The 18076-nt window shown below is 40.4% G+C and carries 20 protein-coding genes; 15 read left to right on the forward strand and 5 right to left on the reverse strand.

Annotated features, from left to right (window positions below):
• Positions 1-202 precede the first annotated feature (202 nt).
• Positions 203-1252, forward strand: coding sequence for a ribosome small subunit-dependent GTPase A (gene rsgA / locus L2716_RS16230; RefSeq protein WP_236338049.1), 1050 nt, complete (start codon positions 203-205; stop codon positions 1250-1252).
• A gap of 2 nt (positions 1253-1254) precedes the next feature.
• Positions 1255-1656: a secondary thiamine-phosphate synthase enzyme YjbQ gene (locus L2716_RS16235; protein ID WP_236338050.1), complete on the forward strand. Its 402-nt coding sequence runs from the start codon at positions 1255-1257 to the stop codon at positions 1654-1656.
• Between the two features lie 107 nt (positions 1657-1763).
• On the opposite strand, the gene L2716_RS16240 is transcribed toward L2716_RS16235, so the two are convergent.
• Positions 1764-2021 carry a GlsB/YeaQ/YmgE family stress response membrane protein gene (locus L2716_RS16240; RefSeq protein WP_236338051.1) on the reverse strand — a complete coding sequence of 86 codons (258 nt, stop codon included), beginning with the start codon at positions 2019-2021 and terminating at the stop codon, positions 1764-1766.
• 164 nt (positions 2022-2185) lie between these two features.
• Between L2716_RS16240 and L2716_RS16245 the strand changes: the two genes are divergently transcribed.
• The 4 genes from L2716_RS16245 to L2716_RS16260 all read left to right on the forward strand — a co-directional run bounded on the left by L2716_RS16245 (position 2186) and on the right by L2716_RS16260 (position 6191).
• The gene (locus tag L2716_RS16245) at positions 2186-2653 is read left to right on the forward strand and encodes a YtxH domain-containing protein (protein WP_236338052.1); all 468 of its coding nucleotides are present in this window, start codon (positions 2186-2188) and stop codon (positions 2651-2653) included.
• A gap of 29 nt (positions 2654-2682) precedes the next feature.
• A complete protein-coding gene (locus L2716_RS16250) occupies positions 2683-3513 on the forward strand; it encodes a YihY/virulence factor BrkB family protein (protein WP_236338053.1) in 831 nt (276 codons plus the stop codon).
• A gap of 314 nt (positions 3514-3827) precedes the next feature.
• Positions 3828-5444 carry an acetolactate synthase large subunit gene (locus L2716_RS16255; RefSeq protein WP_236338054.1) on the forward strand — a complete coding sequence of 539 codons (1617 nt, stop codon included), beginning with the start codon at positions 3828-3830 and terminating at the stop codon, positions 5442-5444.
• A gap of 270 nt (positions 5445-5714) precedes the next feature.
• Positions 5715-6191 (forward strand): VanZ family protein, encoded by a 477-nt coding sequence (locus L2716_RS16260; RefSeq protein WP_236338055.1) that lies wholly within the window; start codon positions 5715-5717, stop codon positions 6189-6191.
• 158 nt (positions 6192-6349) lie between these two features.
• Here the strand turns inward: L2716_RS16260 and L2716_RS16265 are convergent, their stop codons facing one another.
• Positions 6350-6790, reverse strand: coding sequence for a redoxin domain-containing protein (locus L2716_RS16265; RefSeq protein WP_236338056.1), 441 nt, complete (start codon positions 6788-6790; stop codon positions 6350-6352).
• 302 nt (positions 6791-7092) lie between these two features.
• Positions 7093-8262 carry an MFS transporter gene (locus L2716_RS16270; protein WP_236338057.1) on the reverse strand — a complete coding sequence of 390 codons (1170 nt, stop codon included), beginning with the start codon at positions 8260-8262 and terminating at the stop codon, positions 7093-7095.
• 171 nt (positions 8263-8433) lie between these two features.
• On the opposite strand from L2716_RS16270, the gene L2716_RS16275 reads away from it, so the two are divergent.
• From L2716_RS16275 to L2716_RS16295, 5 genes are all read left to right on the forward strand, one after another.
• Entirely contained in the window at positions 8434-8820 is a 387-nt protein-coding gene (locus L2716_RS16275) for an OsmC family protein (protein ID WP_236338058.1), read from the forward strand.
• Positions 8805-9416 carry a YitT family protein gene (locus L2716_RS16280; protein WP_236338059.1) on the forward strand — a complete coding sequence of 204 codons (612 nt, stop codon included), beginning with the start codon at positions 8805-8807 and terminating at the stop codon, positions 9414-9416. Before L2716_RS16275 ends, L2716_RS16280 begins: the two co-directional genes overlap by 16 nt.
• Before the next feature lie 38 nt (positions 9417-9454).
• On the forward strand, positions 9455-10810 hold the full coding sequence (locus L2716_RS16285; protein ID WP_236338060.1) for an MATE family efflux transporter: 1356 nt from the start codon (positions 9455-9457) through the stop codon (positions 10808-10810).
• 59 nt (positions 10811-10869) lie between these two features.
• Positions 10870-11472, forward strand: coding sequence for an abortive infection system antitoxin AbiGi family protein (locus L2716_RS16290; protein ID WP_236338061.1), 603 nt, complete (start codon positions 10870-10872; stop codon positions 11470-11472).
• Positions 11473-11666: 194 nt separating this feature from the next.
• Entirely contained in the window at positions 11667-12461 is a 795-nt protein-coding gene (locus L2716_RS16295; RefSeq protein ID WP_236338062.1) for a YfkD famly protein, read from the forward strand.
• A 102-nt stretch (positions 12462-12563) separates the two neighbouring features.
• Here the strand turns inward: L2716_RS16295 and L2716_RS16300 are convergent, their stop codons facing one another.
• Positions 12564-12881 carry a winged helix-turn-helix transcriptional regulator gene (locus tag L2716_RS16300; protein WP_236338063.1) on the reverse strand — a complete coding sequence of 106 codons (318 nt, stop codon included), beginning with the start codon at positions 12879-12881 and terminating at the stop codon, positions 12564-12566.
• Between the two features lie 176 nt (positions 12882-13057).
• Here L2716_RS16300 and L2716_RS16305 point away from each other — a divergent pair, with 176 nt between their 5' ends.
• The 4 genes from L2716_RS16305 to rlmD all read left to right on the forward strand — a co-directional run bounded on the left by L2716_RS16305 (position 13058) and on the right by rlmD (position 17512).
• A complete protein-coding gene (locus L2716_RS16305; protein WP_236338064.1) occupies positions 13058-13246 on the forward strand; it encodes an SE1561 family protein in 189 nt (62 codons plus the stop codon).
• A 148-nt stretch (positions 13247-13394) separates the two neighbouring features.
• On the forward strand, positions 13395-14942 hold the full coding sequence (locus L2716_RS16310; protein WP_236338065.1) for a fumarate hydratase: 1548 nt from the start codon (positions 13395-13397) through the stop codon (positions 14940-14942).
• Positions 14943-15256: 314 nt separating this feature from the next.
• The gene (gene pdaA / locus L2716_RS16315) at positions 15257-16042 is read left to right on the forward strand and encodes a delta-lactam-biosynthetic de-N-acetylase (protein ID WP_236338108.1); all 786 of its coding nucleotides are present in this window, start codon (positions 15257-15259) and stop codon (positions 16040-16042) included.
• A 90-nt stretch (positions 16043-16132) separates the two neighbouring features.
• A complete protein-coding gene (gene rlmD / locus L2716_RS16320) occupies positions 16133-17512 on the forward strand; it encodes a 23S rRNA (uracil(1939)-C(5))-methyltransferase RlmD (RefSeq protein WP_236338109.1) in 1380 nt (459 codons plus the stop codon).
• Positions 17513-17832: 320 nt separating this feature from the next.
• Here the strand turns inward: rlmD and L2716_RS16325 are convergent, their stop codons facing one another.
• On the reverse strand, positions 17833-17991 hold the full coding sequence (locus L2716_RS16325; protein WP_236338066.1) for a YfhD family protein: 159 nt from the start codon (positions 17989-17991) through the stop codon (positions 17833-17835).
• Positions 17992-18076: the final 85 nt, after the last annotated feature.

The raw sequence follows: 18076 nt of genomic DNA on the forward strand, positions 1-18076 counted from the left end.
CGGTTTATTTACCGGTGGTCTTTTCTTATTACTTTAGAAGAACTGCGAATTCGCTTTTCGAGATGTCTAGCTGCATCACACAGCTTCTTGGATCACTTCAGTCCCCTTCCGGCGGCCACAGCCTCCTCAGTGGACTTCCAGTGCCCATCGAAGCTCCCGGTGTGATTTCGCTTTTCTTTACACAAAAATGGAGGAATTGAATTTGAATTTGAAACAATTAGGTTTTACAGAAGAAAGAATCGAACAAACAAAAGCATGGAATGAAAAAGATTATGAGCCTGCACGTATTGCACAAGAACATAAAGGGATGTATACGTTGTTATCGGCATATGGAGAAATTCGCGGGACTATATCTGGAAAGATGAATTTCGAAGCAATGAGTCGTGAAGACTATCCAGCAGTTGGCGATTGGGTCATGTGTCAGGTGCGTGCATCGGAAGGCACTGCAACCATTCATGGTGTTCTACCGAGGACGAGTAAGTTCTCGAGAAAAATTGCTGGGACTACAACTGAAGAACAGATTATCGCTACGAACATCGACACTGTTTTCCTTGTGAACGCCATGAATAAGGATTTAAATTTACGCAGAATTGAACGTTATTTGTTAATGGCATGGGAGAGTGGCGCAAATCCTGTCATTGTTTTAAGTAAATCAGACTTGTGTGAAAATGTCGCTGAGCGGGTAAATGAAGTAGAAACCGTTGCCTTAGGTGTACCGATCATTGTGATCAGCGCACAGACGGGGGAAGGATTGGTTGAGTTAAACCCTTATTTGGAAGATGGAAAAACGGTTGCATTACTCGGATCCTCAGGAGCGGGGAAATCTACTCTTGTCAATTGTCTCTATGGTGAGGAAGTTCAAAAAGTGAAGGAAATTCGAGAAGGCGACGACAAAGGCGTCCATACGACAACCCATCGTGAATTATTCTTACTCCCTTCAGGAGGATCCTTGATTGACACACCAGGAATGAGGGAGCTCCAATTGTGGAATACAGAGGATGGCCTTTCTGAAAGCTTCCAAGATATTGAATCCCTTGCTGAAGCATGTAAATTCCGTGATTGTCAGCATGAGGACGAGCCAGGATGTGCTGTCCAAGGAGCAATTCAAACTGGCGACCTGACTACCGACCGTTTTACATCTTTTAAGAAGCTTCAAAGGGAACTTGCCTATCTGGAGCGTAAAAATGATCAAAAAGCTCAATTACAAGAGAAAAAGAAATGGAAGACGATCTCAAAAAGTATGAGGAGGTAAGTATGCTTTATAAACAATCCATACAAACGAATCATCGTGATGAAATGCTCGACATCACTTCGCATGTGAAGGAGTCAATAAGAAAGAGTGGAGTGCCAAATGGCGTTGCTTATGTATATTGTGCACATACGACAGCTGGCATTACGATTAATGAAAATGCAGATCCTGATGTAAAGCATGACATGTTGATGAAACTTGACGAAGTCTATCCTTGGAATCATGTGAAATATAAGCATGCCGAAGGAAATTCTGCCTCACATTTGAAGGCAAGTACAGTTGGAAGCTCCCAAGTCTTGATCATTGAAAACGGAGACGTGATTCTCGGCACTTGGCAAGGGGTCTACTTCTGTGAGTTTGATGGTCCGAGAACAAGGAACTATTATGTAAAAGTACTTGAAGGATGATTTTAAGAAGAAGGAGACCGAAGAGGGAGCCCCTAGACGGTCTCCTTTTCATATTCCGACAAACATAAAAAAATCCATCCTGCTGAAGCGGGATGGATTTCTAATTATTAATGGCGTGTTTTACGCATACTCTTCATGATGAAGCTGATGATCAAGATGACTAATATGGCTCCAATTAATGCAGGGATGATTGCCATTCCTCCAAGAGAAGGACCCCATGATCCTAGGAGTGCTGTACCTAGCCATGCGCCAACAATTCCTGCGATAATATTACCTATGATTCCACCTGGCACATCTCTACCTATGATCAGACCTGCTAACCAACCGATAATTCCACCAATAATTAATGTCCAAATTAAGCCCATTTCTATTCCTCCTTATTTTCACTGATTTTTTTTGATTGCCAATTAAAGTTATTTTTGTGATACCCGTCATTTAATATACATAAACAATTTCAAGTAAATGTTTTGGTTTTTTAAGAACAGGGGAAGTTAAATATTATTACAAATTAAAAAAGGAGCGATATTACATGACACAATCCGTTCAAACACCCAATCAACAAGCACAAAGGCAACCTACACAAATACATGCTCAACAGGAAAAAGAAAGCAGTTTCTTATTGAAAGGAATCGTAATTGGTGCGGTCGTTGGTGGGCTTGCAGCATTAATTGATAAAAATACACGTAAAAATGTTCAAGAACGTTCTATAAAGTTAAAGGATCAAACCTCATCTCTATATAAAACAGTCCGAGAAGAACCCAATGTCATTATGAATTCTGTTAAGCATACAATGGAAACAACCTCTAAAGCTTTGAACGAGCTTTCAAGAGAGGTAAAAGAAGTTGTTGGGAAGATCGATGAAGTCCGACAAAATTCATTAGAGACCTATTCAAGTGTTCGTGAAGTAGGTGGGGAATTGAAAGACGTATCCAGTAAATTGAAAGAAGCAGGAAAAGAGATCACAGATATTGAATATGGGGAGAATGATAAGTCGTAAACTGTATTTGGAAAGGGGTGATTGTGCAAGTGAGAAGATTTAGACAACCTTCCAAAAAAGTCTTCTGGAAAGACCTTATTCAACGGATAAAGGAGGATGGAGTGACAGACTTATCTGCACAATTAGCTTATTATTTCCTGTTGTCACTCTTTCCTTTTCTAATTGTTGCAATTACGGTCGTCACCGCACTCATCGATGAAAGCCAGTTATATACGATGCTTGATCAATATGGCCCGCCAGAATTGATGAATATCATTCAAGATAATTCTGAACTGATAGGTGGCCAAGGTGGTGCAATCCTTTCAATTGGTATTATAGGTACACTTTGGACGGCATCAAATGGGATGAATGCTGTCATAAGGGCGTTAAATCAAGCTTATGACGTTGATGAAAGCAGGAATTTCATCGTCGCTAGAGCAGTTGCGATTTCATTAACTATCGGAATGCTGTTGATCATCTTTGTAGCAATGGCGTTACCGGTATTTGGACAAATGATCGGAAACCTGTTCTTTTACATAGGGATTCCTCATTATGAAGAAGTTTGGAACGTACTGCGCTGGGTATTAAGTACAGTAATTATTGCTGGGGTCATCACAATCATCTATTTTGTAGCACCGAACAAAAAGCTAACCATTCGAGATGTATGGGTCGGAGCAGTGGTTGCCACTGTTGGTTGGCAGCTCGTATCATTGGCATTTTCCTACTATGTAAACAATTTCGCGAACTATAGTGCTACTTATGGGAGTCTTGGTGGTGTTATTGTCTTAATGCTTTGGTTCTATGTGTCAGGGTTAATGCTAATTATTGGTGGGGAAGTGAATGCAACCTTCAAACACTTAGAAGAGAACCCGCAGACATAATTTAGGTCGAATAGTACGCCCTAAACCAGAAGAAACTATAACTACTCTTCTGTAATGGGGGTATGATTGATGAGTAACAATAAGCAGAACCACAATGTGAAAAATCACAAGAAACAGACAAGTGATAATAAACACAAGACGAGTAGTTCAGCGAATAAGAAAAATCAATTTCATTAGACTTAAGAGGGTGCCTCGTACTGCGAGGGATCCTTTTCTCATTCTTTTTACATATTCACGTTTGAATACCCATGGTGAAAAGGAATTCTTATATTAGACCTACTTATTGTTCGTTGATAAAAATCGGAGGGATGCATGTGAGAGTATCTGAACTGTTTGTGAAATGTTTAGAAAATGAAGGTGTAGAATATATCTTTGGTGTTCCGGGTGAAGAGAATATCGATTTTCTCGATGCGCTTAAGGAATCAGACATTGAATTCATAACAACCAGGCATGAAACTGGGGCAGCCTTTATGGCTGGGTATTATGGAAAGTTAACTGGGAAGCCTGGCGTTTGTCTTGCTACTCTCGGTCCAGGAGCTACAAATTTGTTAACAGGTGTCGCAAGTGCAAATATGGATCACTCACCGTTAATCGCCATTACAGGCCAAGCAGGTATGAATCGTCAGCATAAACAATCCCATCAGTATTACGACCTAGTATCCATGTTCAAACCAGTCACAAAGTGGAACACATCTATTAGAGATCAAAATATAGTTCCAGAAGTTGTCCGGAAAGCTTTTCAAACTGCAACGAGCGAAAAACCTGGGGCTGTCCACATTGAACTACCAGAAGATATTTCAGCGTTGAAATTAGATGAAGGGAAGCCAATACAAGCTCCTCAAAATCAAACGCAGTCCAGAGCTTCAAATCCAAGTATTCAACATGTTTCTGAATTATTGAATCAAGCGAAGCAACCTATTATTGTAGCTGGAAATGGGGTTACGAGACAACATGCATCAGATGCGTTACTAGCGTTTGTAGAAAAGCTTAAAGCACCTATTACAAGTACGTTTATGGGGAAGGGTGCAATAACTTGGGAGCATCCTCAAAACCTTCAAACGATCGGTCTGCAAGAAAATGACCCGGTTGTGCGTGCGATAGAGGAATGTGACATAATCATCGCCGTTGGATTTGACATGACAGAATTTCCGCCATCTGCTTGGAATCCTGAAGGTAAGAAACCGATTATTCATATTGATACGGCACCTGCAGAAATCGATGCCGCATATCCTGTTAAAGAGAGTCTAGTTGGGGATATTTCGACCAACTTGTTTTTGCTAACCGAAAAAATAGAGCAAAGGGAATCGATGAATGAATTTTACAAAGAACTACGGGAAGAGCTGATCAATGAATTACACGCAAACAATGAACAATTAGATTACCCGATGAAACCTCAAAAGATCGTGTCTGATTTAAGGGAAGTAATGGGTGAAGATGACATTCTGATTTCTGACGTTGGTTCACATAAAATGTGGATTGCTCGACATTATCATTGTATTAACCCCGATACTTGTTTAATTTCAAATGGATTTGCCTCCATGGGTGTAGCGGTACCTGGAGCAATTGGTGCAAAGTTAGCAAAACCACATCAAAACGTAGTTGCTGTTGCTGGAGATGGTGGTTTTGTCATGACGGCACAAGAGTTAGAAACCATGGTACGATTAAATTTGCCGATCGTAGTCGTCGTTTTGACGGACAACCGATATGGATTAATCGAAAAGAAACAAATGAATGAATTTGAGCGTAGCTCGAATATTACTTTCGAAAATCCTGATTTTATCCAGCTTGCGAAAGCATATGGTGTTGAAGGACTTAAAGTTCTTCGTGCTGAAGAATTTAAACCAATCATGGAAGAAGCATTGAAAATGGGAAAACCAGTCCTCGTAGATTGTCCAATTGACTATAAAGAAAACTTCCGAATATCGGAATGACTTGTCGTGCCAACGGTCGTCAATAAATCGAAGCGTCCGAAACATTAAGGAACAGGGGGGATCTCATAGAGATGCCCTCCTTTTGTAGGAATCTTATAGGATAAACGACCAAATCATATAATCGTCATGAAGTTGAAATTGGAAATCATAGACTAGTACAGATAGGCAGAATCCTATGATACACTGAATGGGTATTCAAGTGAATGCCTGCAAAATTGGGATTTATAGGGTGTATTTGACACTCGTCACATGGAAAAGGAGCACAGCGACATGGAAATTAATAATGCACCAGGACAACACAGACAAATACGTTCTAGGTGGAAATGGATAGGCGTAATCCTATTCATCGCTTATTTTGCTGTGCTGATCTATTCAACGTTATTTACTTTTAATTATTATATATATGGGAAGTCATTTAATCTTGTCCTGTTCGACAGTATTAGGTTGATGTGGAGAAGCGGAAACTATTGGCTGATTTTTAAGAATGTCATTGGGAATTTTCTATTGTTCATGCCATTAGGATTTCTATTACCATTGATCTCTCGAAAATTAGCCCGATTTCGAAGAATGTTTTTCATTTCATTTGGAATGAGTGCGGTGATCGAGTTGGTCCAATTCAATTATGCAAATCGTATCTTTGATATTGATGATATATTCTTGAATGGACTTGGAGGACTAGTAGGCTTAATACTATATAAAGTACTAGCCTTTTTCTATCGACTAATAGAACGGAACAGGAGAAAATAAATAGTAGTGAAGAGACGGAATCCTTTGTGAGGATTCCGTTTTTTCGTCTTTAAGCGAGTTCAAAAGTTCCCCGATTGCGCCCCAAGACCACCGAAATGGTCCTCCAAACTAAAAAGGAGCGGCCATATGGCCACTCCTTACCGCTCATTTAATGAGTTTTATTTTCCGAGTACGCGATTTACACGTTTCGTTAGCATTTTCATGCCATCTCCGCCTGCTTGGAAGTGGCGCAATTTTCCTTCTGCATCAAATACATAATAAGCTGGAACATATTGATTTTCATAAGCGTCTGTTAATGTGTGCTTGTTGTCCACGAAAATTGGTTGTGTAATCTCGTGCTCAGCAGCTACTTCCTTAATTTGATCTACATCAAGGTCCTTTTCGGAACGAGGCATATGCACGGCAATTACATTTAACTCGTCTTTATAGTCGTCACGAAATTGGTTGATGTTCGGCATTGCATCTTTACAAAGCTGACAGCTTACAGACCAGAAATGTACAAGTGTTGGTTTGTCACCAACGAGCTGATCCTTTGAAACTTCACCGTTTAACCATTCCGTTGCACCTTCAAATTCTGGCATCTCTGTGCGTAATCTCATGTCTTATCGACTCCTTTAACGACTGTATTGTTTACAATAATTATTATCTAATTATGATTTTAAAAGTTTAGCCTCTCTACGTCAATAAATCTGACTCGCATATAGTATACCTTTGCTCATTCTACGTTAAACGTATGGAGAGGTAGCTCTCCCTGATACGAATTGTTCTTGAATTCAATTTTACCTTACTACCCCTTGATACTTTATGAACTAGAGAAAATTTTTGTCTAGGTAACAATCCCGTGCACGGTCATAAAAAGAGCGCTGGGATACGATTTGTAATGCTTAGCATGAGTGTTCTCCTATTCGGTCATAGCAACTTCAGATCCTTTACGAGGTTGGAAGAAGGAGACACCAATAAAGAGTAAGAGCATCATTCCGCCAATTGTGTAAAAGATACTACCTTCTTCTAGTACTTGAATCGCAAGTCCTCCAATTAAAGGACCGAAAATGCTTCCGAGACTAAAGCAAATTCCTGCTAATATGTTTCCGGCAGGCAGTAATTCTTTTGGTAAGAGATCAGCCATAAAGGTGATACCCATTGAAAATAATGATCCTAGGAAAAGTCCTGCAATGATAAACATAACGGTTAAGTAAATAAGTGATCCATTCAGCGTCATTAATATAAAACTAATGCCACCGATTAATAATGACGTCACAAGAATCGGTTTTCGCCCTAATTTATCGCTTAAGAGTCCCAAAGGTACTTGAAAAATGAGTGCGCCAATTGCAAATGCAGGTAGCAAAATTGAAACAGCGTCTACACCTAAGCCTTGTCTGACCGCATAGACAGGAAAATTACTATGAACAGTCGTTTCGATAAAACCGTAGCCAAACGTCCCGAGCAGTCCTGGCCAAGACAATTTGAATACTTTTCCGTAACGTTGCCAAGTGCTTTGAACGTCAGTCGTGACAATGTTTTCCGGGTATTCATGCTCTATTCTTATGAGCAAAAACAGTGCCAGAACACATAAAATGGATGCGACAACGAACGGTAATGCTGTGTTCACTTCGATTAACTTTGTCATGACAGGTCCGACCCCGAACCCAAGACCGAAGGATACCCCATATATAGAAATGTTTTTACCTCGATTTCCTTCAACGCTAATCGACGTTAGCCAAACTTGGGTTGCAAAATGAAAGATGTGGTCTCCAATTCCAATGATCAAACGAAGGATAAACCAAAACCAAATTGCTTGCCATAAAGGGAAGACGAGTAAAGAGACACCAGTAAGTGCGATTCCTGTCACAATCATACGTTTATAACCAAATTTATGTAATGGCTTTTCAATAAAAGGTGAAATGACAAGAATACCAATGTAAAAAGCGGACGCACTTAAACCATTGATACTAGATGATACGCCTGCATTTTCAAGTAAAATAGCCAGTAATGGAAGCAACATTCCTTGTGCAAATCCTGATACGAAGACGACAGAAATCAGCACATTGAAGCGATAACGAGCGGTGCGCATAACTTGTACTTCCTTTCATTAATTGATACATTTTACTATATCTTGACGAAGTTATACTTGTAGTGTTTTCATAGAGAAATTCTTCATCCATTAGTGCTAGTTCAAAAAGGCCATTTTCACCGGAATTTTTGAACATCCATTATTATAACAGTTCCGAGGAGTGAAAACAGAGTGGAATTTAAAATGACAGAAGGCGGATTTACAACAGAATTTGAGTACGGAAACTTAGATATTTCAGGTAACGAAGAACATGGATTTCGACCATACCAGCTTCTCGTATCATCAGTAGCCGTATGTAGTGGTGGCGTATTAAGAAAAGTATTGGAAAAGATGCGTTATTCATTTGATGACATCAAGGTCACTGCGGATATAAAACGTAATGAGGAAGAGGCGAACCGAGTTGAAAGAATTAAGCTCACATTTCATATTAAAACGGAACAATGGGACGAGAATAAAATAGAAAAAGCAATGAGTTTAACGCGGAAGAATTGTTCGATGGTACAATCCGTTCAAAATAGTATAGAGGTTGTGGAAGAAGCAGAATGGGTCAAACCGTAAAAACTTTATTAACACTGACACTTGGCGCGCTCATTCAAGGGATCGGGATGGGCCTGTTTTTGTTTCCACACCATATTCCATCTGGCGGAGCAGCAGGCATTGCAGTCATTAATGAATTTTTCTGGAATATACCGCACGGCTGGTCGCTTTGGCTCGTGAACGTCCCATTACTTTTCGCGGCCGTTAAATTCCTAGGAGCTGGTTCTGCTGGGAAGACGGTTTTTGCGGTTACAGTGACGTCGATAACCGTGGATGTAATAGGGTTGGTGCTATCGGCACCGATTTCAGTGCCTTGGATTGATTTGCTCTTTGGAGCCTGCTTATTCGGTATAGGTGTAGGCATCCTTTTTAAAAACGGGGCATCTTCAGGCGGCATGGCGATACTGGCACAGATATTCGCGAAGATGTTTAATCGTCCACCTGGACAAGTGATGTTCTGGATTAACGGTGTGATTTTTCTCATTACTGCATTTGTCGTTGGTTGGTGGATTTTTCTATTTGCAATATGTACACAATGGATTGGGACGAAAGTTTTGGATATCGTTTACAAAGAGCAACTAACAATTGTGAAGCTACGTAAGGCACTCCACATATAAGGAGTGCTTTCGCATTTTTTGAAAGGAGGGTGGAGAAGTTGGCTCAACAAATGGATTTTACAAAAGGTTCAGTATCTAAACAGATGATATTCTTCTCCGTCCCCATCTTTCTAACCAACATTCTGCAAACTTCTTTTCAATTTATTGATAGCGTCTGGGTCGGGAACTTACTCGGGTCATCTGCTTTAGGTGCAATCTCGATCTCTGCGACGCTCATCTTTACGATTCTTTCATTTATAATTGGTGTAAATAGCGCTTCATTAACGGTCCTTTCGCAAAAGAAGGGCGCAGATGATACGCAAGGATTGAAAGAGTCGCTCAACGCTTTTGTATTTGTTTTAGGCATATTGGCAGTGAGTCTTGGGCTTATCGGTTTCTTTTTATCTGGCTGGCTACTGAATTTACTAGGAACGCCTGCTGAAATCTATCCGCTTGCAAAATCGTATTTACAAGTGAATTTTCTCGGTATCTTATTCTTGTTTGGCTATAATTTTATCGGCACAGTTTTGCGTGCGCTTGGTGATAGTAAGACACCGATCCGGTTTGTGCTTATGGCTGTGATTTTAAATACGATACTCGATCCGATATTCATTAGTTGGTTCGATATGGGAATCGTAGGTGCAGCTTATGCAACCATTATTTCACAAGGGTTTGCTTTTGTTTATGGACTTGTTTACTCCGTATGGAAAGCTGGCGTACCATTTGTTAAGCCTTATGTACCGCCTCGTTTTTACTTTGTGACTTTGTTTAAACTTGGAGTACCAGCTGGCCTCCAAATGATGGCGATATCTGGTGGAATTGCAGCAATCATGGGGATCGTCGCTCATTATGGTGCGGATGTTGTGGCTGGATTTGGAGCTGCGCAGCGTATAGACAGTATCATCATGCTACCTGCTTTTACATTAGGCTCAGCTGTCAATAGTATGGCGGGTCAAAATATCGGCATTCGAGCCTGGGACAGAGTAGATGCGATATCAAGAAACGGGATTCTCATGATCTTAGGTGTTTCCTTTGCAATCAGTACAGTTGCATTCCTTTCAGCAGAGAACTTAATCCAATTATTTGTAGATGATATAGAGACAATTGAGTTCGGGGCGACCTATCTCAAAACTGTGGCCTTCTTCTATCCATTCCTCGGTATTAACTTTGTGTTGAACGGAATTGTTAGGGCGGCAGGAGCCATGGTTCAAGTCTTGATTTTAAATTTAATTTCATTTTGGGTATTGCGTGTGCCGCTGACTTATTTATTTGCCAAGTGGCTCGGTGAATCAGGTATCGCTTATGGAATTGGATCGAGCTTCATTATTAGTAGTATCATCGCTTATGGATATTATAAGTTCGGAAAATGGCGTGAGATTGAAATCTTCAATGAAGAATCTAATCAACACACATAAATGGAAGAGAGATGCGCACCCTTTCTGTTAGGAAGTACTAACAGAGGGGTGTTTTTTGCATGCAAAGATACTATTCCCGAATCTATTGGCACTTTACAGGTTCACCAAAGGATGGTCATCTGGAAGCTCATAGTCCTGACGAGCTATTAAAAGTTAGCAAACCAAAATCTGATGAAGAATCCATCTATATTTTGTTGTCAATCTTAGAATCGTCTAGCCTTATAGCCTCTAGTTCGGAGCAAGTAGGACGCCATAAGACAGGCAACTTCTGCAGTACGACAGATATTCCGTTTAAGGATCTTGTTAATCATTCGCGATATTATGGAAAAGCTGCAATCGGTTTTAAAGCTGCCATTATTCATGAGCATTTTCTGCCGGTCTGTTACGTACCCGTTAACCATACTTTACTCAATGAAAAGTTAGAACAAAAGCACCCATTAATCGATTTTGTGAAAGTCACTGATTTTCATCCTCCTGAAGGTCACACGTTTTATAGAGAGAAAGAGTGGCGGAAGATTGGAGATTTTAAATTTAGCAAAACGGATGTCGCAGCAATCGTTGTACCCGATCAATCGGTGAAAAAACTTCAAACCTACTTAAGAGAACATCAGTATCCTGAAAATATTTCCGTTTGTTCTTGGCAGTTAGTTGAAGAAGCCTAAGAAGTTCAAATCATTGCTTCGACAGGTTTTTCAACCCTTCAAATAAACATTTGTTTAAAAGTGAAAAACTTGAAAACCGTTGGTGTATAAGGGTTTGGAGATTCAATCAAACGCTTGTTTGACATTATGCAAAATTTGGCATGTAGATTTTGGCCAGTCTAGAAAAAAATAAGAGAAAGAAAGGAGCATGTCCGATGAGAAAGTTGGGTATTATGATTGCTTGTATCGGGTTGTTGTTATGGCCAGATCAGGTGTTTTCAGCAGACAAGTCAAAGCAAGCAACAGAAAAAGTATCGATCCCGAATTCCACAGTATCGATTTCAAAAGAAAATTCTTATCCGAATGCAACGCAGGACCTTCCAGATTTGCAACCAAGTGAGCTAACTCGTGATATGTTTTCAACTACCGATGTCAAGATTGATAACCCGGAACTTATCCGCCTATTTAACGAATCTCATATTTCACCTACGAAAACAGCGATAGGTTATCGAGCTAATATTTATTTAGGACAATGGCCATTGAGCTATGAATCATCAGAAACGAATGTGAACTGGGAGTACCATAAAGTGAATGTGAATCAATTGAATAATAGAGGTGGGAATGCGGTCCAACAATTGAGATTCGTTCAAGAAAATGAACAAAAGGTTTCAGGTGGATTGACTGCAAAAGTGGCAAATAGTGATGACGTACAAAAAATGATGATGATCAAAGCCTCTGAAAAGACGCAATTACCTTTGTCATTCACAACAGTAATTGGTAGAGGAACGAAGAAAGACAATGTTTATAACATCCCACCGAAAAAGGTTGGCTTATTATCAGGATACGTACCAGCAGTGAATGAAAAAGGTCGCGTAACATACGGTGAAGTATACATTGTACTAAAAGGAAGCAAAAAGCGTATTGAAGTGAAAAATGTAACACATCAAGGAATTGGCGCATGGATTCCGGTACAAGACTACATTACGTTACGATTCAATATGACGAACTAAAAAATGAGGCTTCGCTAAGGAGTCAGAGGGACTGACATACTTGTCAGCCCCTTTCTTTATGAAAAATAAAAAAGTGAACGGTTCGACCGTTCACTTTAAAGCCTATAGCTCTATCCAGTTATCACTCCACCGCTGTATTTCACCAATCACTTCTTTCAATGAGTTACCTTTATCGGTAAGTGTATATTCGATGCGTACGGGTGTTTCAGGATATACGTCACGTTTAACGATTCCAACAGATTCTAATTCTTTCATTCGTTCTGTTAGCATCCGATCACTCATATCTGGAATTTGCTTCTTAATATCTTTAAATCGTTTCGGTCCAGACATCAATACGCGAATAATGAGACCTGTCCACTTTTTTCCGATAATATCAATTGCTGCTTCATATTTAGGGCACATGTTTTCGAAGTTGTTCATCTTTCTTCACCTCGATTTTTAAGAGTACAAAAAGGTTTCTTATAATAATTGATTCTTTACAATAAGTGTAAAGTTTAGACTTACTTTTGTAAAGCAATACCAAAATAGCGATCTCTCCAACAAAGTGTGAAAATCTGTTATGATATTATAGTGAATTGGAAAGGGGTATTCAAACAATGGGTAATGCCATCAATGATAAGTCAACGCAAATGAATTACATTCAGAATCGTATTGATATGCTTCTGAAGGTGTTAGACACGATTGATCCAGAAACAGCTGGGGTCGAAGAAATCGACCGATTAATTGAAATGCTTGATGAACTTGAAGATAAATGTAAACAATTTCGACACGATTGGGAAGAATAGTTTAATCGTTTAAAATGGATTTGTTATACTGAAAGCGAGATCTATGAAAGAATGATTACGCTTACACTGAACTGATTTAATGATGAGTGAACTGTCTCATGTAGATTGTTTCTCGTGAGCAAATTTTTAATAAAGGGGTCATCGGGGAATGGAAAAGCTGAAAGAAAGCATGTATCAACTTATTGTTGAAACATCAACGAACTTACCAAAAGACGTTCGACGCGCGATTGCTAAAGCGAAAGCACAAGAAAATGCTGGCACAAGAGCTGCAATGTCACTCGATACGATCAGTGAAAATATTTTGAAGGCGGATGAAAACGTTTCTCCGATTTGTCAGGATACAGGTCTTCCAACTTTTAAAATTAAAACGCCGGTTGGTGTCAACCAGTTAAAAATTAAAGAAGCAATCATTGAAGCCATTAAGGAAGCGACTGCTGATACAAAGCTAAGACCCAATTCAGTCGACTCACTGACAGGCGCAAACAGTGGTGATAACTTAGGACCTGGAACACCCGTCATCAAATTCGAGCAATGGGAAGAAGATTACATTGATGCTCGCCTCATTTTAAAAGGTGGCGGATGCGAAAACAAAAACATCCAATACAGTCTCCCTACTGAACTTGAAGGTTTGGGTCGTGCTGGACGTGACTTGGACGGAATTCGGAAGTGTGTGATGCACTCGGTGTACCAAGCACAAGGACAAGGTTGTAGCGCTGGTGTAATCGGTGTTGGAATCGGAGGAGACCGTACTTCTGGTTATGAACTTGCGAAAGAGCAGTTGTTCAGAACATTGGAAGACACGAATCCGAATGAAGACCTGCGCAAGCTAGAAGAGTATGTCATGGATAACGCCAATACACTTGGTATCGGAACGATGGGCTTTGGCGGAGAGACGACCTTATTAGGCTGTAAAATTGGCGTAATGAACCGAATTCCAGCAAGCTTTTTCGTATCTGTTGCCTACAATTGTTGGGCTTACCGTCGTCTCGGAATCAAGCTAGATCCGAATACAGGTGACATCATGGATTGGATGTACCAAGAAGGCGAGAAGATCGACTTTAAACAAGAAATGGAGAAAGCTGCAGCTTCATTAGATGAAGTGACAGATGAAGTGAGAGAAGTCGTGTTAGAAGCACCGATTACTGAGGAGAAAATCCGCGAGCTACATGTAGGTGACGTTGTCCGAATTAACGGTACTATGCACACAGGACGTGACGCAATCCATAAACATTTGATGAGTAACGATGCGCCAATCGATTTGAACGGCCAAATTATCTATCATTGTGGACCTGTCATGATGAAGGATGCAAATGGAGAGTATCATGTAAAAGCAGCTGGACCAACGACGAGTATTCGTGAAGAACCTTACCAAGGGGACATCATGAAGAAGTTCGGAATACGTGCCGTTATCGGAAAAGGCGGTATGGGGCCGAAAACATTAAAAGCACTAGAAGAGCATGGTGGCGTCTACTTAAATGCAATCGGCGGTGCAGCACAATATTACGCCGAATGTATTAAGAAAGTGGACGGTGTCGACTTGATGGAATTTGGAATTCCAGAAGCGATGTGGCACTTACAAGTGGAAGGATTCACTGCAGTTGTGACGATGGACTCACATGGCAACAGCTTGCACCGTGACGTAGAGAAATCTTCTCTTGAAAAATTGTCCCAATTCAAAGATCCAGTATTTAAATAATGATTCGAAAATGCGGAAACCGGGGAAATCCCCGGTTTTTTCTTTATGGAATGAGATTGTTTTAAGGGTGAATTCAGTTTATCGTGCAAAACTGGGGATTTATCGTGCAAAACTCAAGTTTTATCGTGCAAAACTTTGAATTTATCGTGCAAAACTTAAGTTTTATCGATCAAAACTCAAGATTTATCGAGCATCGCCTTTTTCATCCCGTTCTTCGACTTCAGTTGGTAATCGATTCCTCGTATGGATAGGATATGAGGATTTAAACTAATAATAAGGTCATGTGAAGGAGTCGATATTTTGTGGTAAGAAAAATGTTGGTCTATATGCTCGTTTTCAGCTTCTTTTTATCTGTTCCGGTTTCTGGCCAAGCTTATTCAAATGAGAAACATAATTGGTTTTTCAAGAGAAGTAAGGACCATCAACCTGCGACAACGGAACCTGAATTTATTGAGCTTCTCAATAAATATAATGGCTATTTTATTGGAGATACAAGTGATAAAAACCTATATCTCACATTTGATAATGGATATGAAAATGGTTATACCAAAAAGGTACTAGACGTATTAAAGGAGAAAAAGGTGCCCGCAGCTTTCTTTGTTACAGGACATTATTTAGAAGGTCAAGCACCTCTCATCAAGCGAATGGTAAAAGAAGGGCACATCGTCGGGAATCATTCCTGGCATCATCCTGATATGACGACCATTAGCGAGACACGTTTGAAAGAAGAACTGTCTAAAGTAAAAGTGAAATATGAAGCGATGACTGGTCGGAAGGACATGGTGTATTTGCGACCGCCTCGAGGGATTTTCAGTGAACGGACGCTCGCACTTTCTGAAAAAGAAGGCTATATCAACGTCTTCTGGTCACTCGCTTACATGGATTGGGTAACTGACAAACAACGAGGTGCAGATTATGCTTACAATAGCATCATGAAACAAGTCCATCCCGGCTCGATCATGCTACTGCATTCTGTGTCTAAAGATAATGCTGATGCCCTTGCTAGGGTGATCGATGACTTAAGGAAGCAAGGCTATACTTTTAAAAGCTTAGATGACCTCGTAGCAAATGATCGAATCCCTAATCCGATTACAAAGTAAGTGCATGAATAAGGACAGCCCAAGCCGGTTGTCCTTTTCTAATTAAACCGTGATATAATGAATCCGACTTAAAAAGGACGGAGTGTAATGATGAAAGCAAATGAAACACAGCTCAGAGTAGGGGATACAATTCGTGTCCAAATCAAAAGACTTGGGATTAATGGTGAAGGTGTTGGGTTTTATAATAAAAAAGTGACGTTTGTGACGGGTGCGCTTCCAGGTGAAATCGTCATTGCAAAAGTCATTAAACCATTGCCGAACCGCATTGAAGCAGAAACAGTAACAATTCAACAACAATCAGAGGACAGGGTGAAGCCACCATGTCCGATTTATGATGAGTGTGGCGGTTGTCAGTTGCAGCATTTGAGCTATGCTGCTCAGTTGCGTGAGAAGCAGGATATCGTTCGACAGGCATTTGATCGGTATACAGACTATGACGCCCATCACCTGCCACTTAAGGCTACGATTGGAATGGAGGACCCATGGAACTATAGGAACAAAAGCCAATTCCAAGTCGCAAAGAAAGGGACTAGTGTCCTTGCAGGATTGTATGGAATTGGCTCACACAAATTAATTGATCTGACCAATTGTATGGTACAGCATCCTAAGACGACACAAGTCACAAACACCGTTAAAACGATTCTCGAGGATTTGAACATCCCGATTTATAATGAGAAAAAGCGAACAGGCATCGTTCGAACGATTGTCACTCGGGTTAGCTTTGAAACAGAAAATGTGCAACTTGTATTGATCACGACTCAAAGGGATATTCCGAAAAAAGATATCCTTTTAGCAAAAATTCAAGAAGAACTACCTGAAGTTAAATCAATTTTGCAAAACGTGAACGGAAAGAAAACCTCTGTCATATTTGGAGATGAGACGATTCATTTGGAAGGGGATCATACGATACAAGAGACACTTGGTGACTTGTCATTTGAATTAAGTGCAAGGGCATTTTTCCAACTCAATCCGGTTCAAACGGTTAAGCTGTATAACGAAGTTCGACGTGCTGCGAAATTAACTGGTGAAGAAAAAGTCGTGGATGCTTATTGTGGTGTAGGGACGATCGGGCTTTGGCTTGCAAAAAGAGCTGGAGAAATCCGAGGCATGGACGTTATAGAGGATTCGATCGAAGATGCAGAAGAAAATGCAGCTAAGCATGGTATTACAAATGCTAGATACTGGACGGGAAAAGCGGAACAATTACTTCCTAAATGGTTGAAGGAAGGATGGAAGCCAGATGTCATCGTTGTCGATCCGCCAAGAACAGGATGTGATATGACATTCTTGCAAACGGTGAAAGACATCAAACCGAAGAAAATGGTGTATGTATCGTGTAATCCATCCACACTCGCAAAGGATATTTCATACTTATCGAAGCACGGATTTAAGATCGAACGACTACAGCCTGTTGATATGTTTCCACATACTTCTCACGTTGAAGTCGTCGCAACATTAGTAAGAAAGTAAAGAAGTTGCGTCGATGCTGTGTCTAGCTTCAGCAAACCAGTCACTTGAATCACTTCAGCCCTCTTGAGGCAGCGACAGCCTCCTCTTCGGACTTCCAGTGATCTTCGTGACTGAGTGCGCGCTTGCGCTTTTCATTATCCCCAACATATCCACATTACGGGATTGTAAAGAATTTGTTAAGATCAAGTTATCCAAGATTTTGTCCACAATATCCACAGCTCGGTGGATAAGTTATTCACATATTCACATTTGTCCACAACATATGTAAAGGAGACTTGCCGGGGAAGGTGACAAGTCTCCTTGTTTAAGTCTTGCAGAGGTTACTTACGTCGAGCGCGACGTTCAGCCGCTTTTGCTCTTTCCTGAGCCTGCAGATCCTCAGAGTCGGCAAGCTCTTGGGAAAATTCGACGTCACGGCCATCAGGAGCCATGTTTTGTTTGTTCTTTGCTTGTTTGCGCGAACGATTGTCTTTTCCCATGAGTAAACCCTCCTTAGACGATAAGTGAGAGGATGACCTCTCGTTTATTATGATGTACAATCTCCTGAGAACTATAAGAGGAAAG

The organism is Pseudalkalibacillus berkeleyi (assembly GCF_021608225.1).
Classification (GTDB): domain Bacteria; phylum Bacillota; class Bacilli; order Bacillales; family Fictibacillaceae; genus Pseudalkalibacillus; species Pseudalkalibacillus berkeleyi.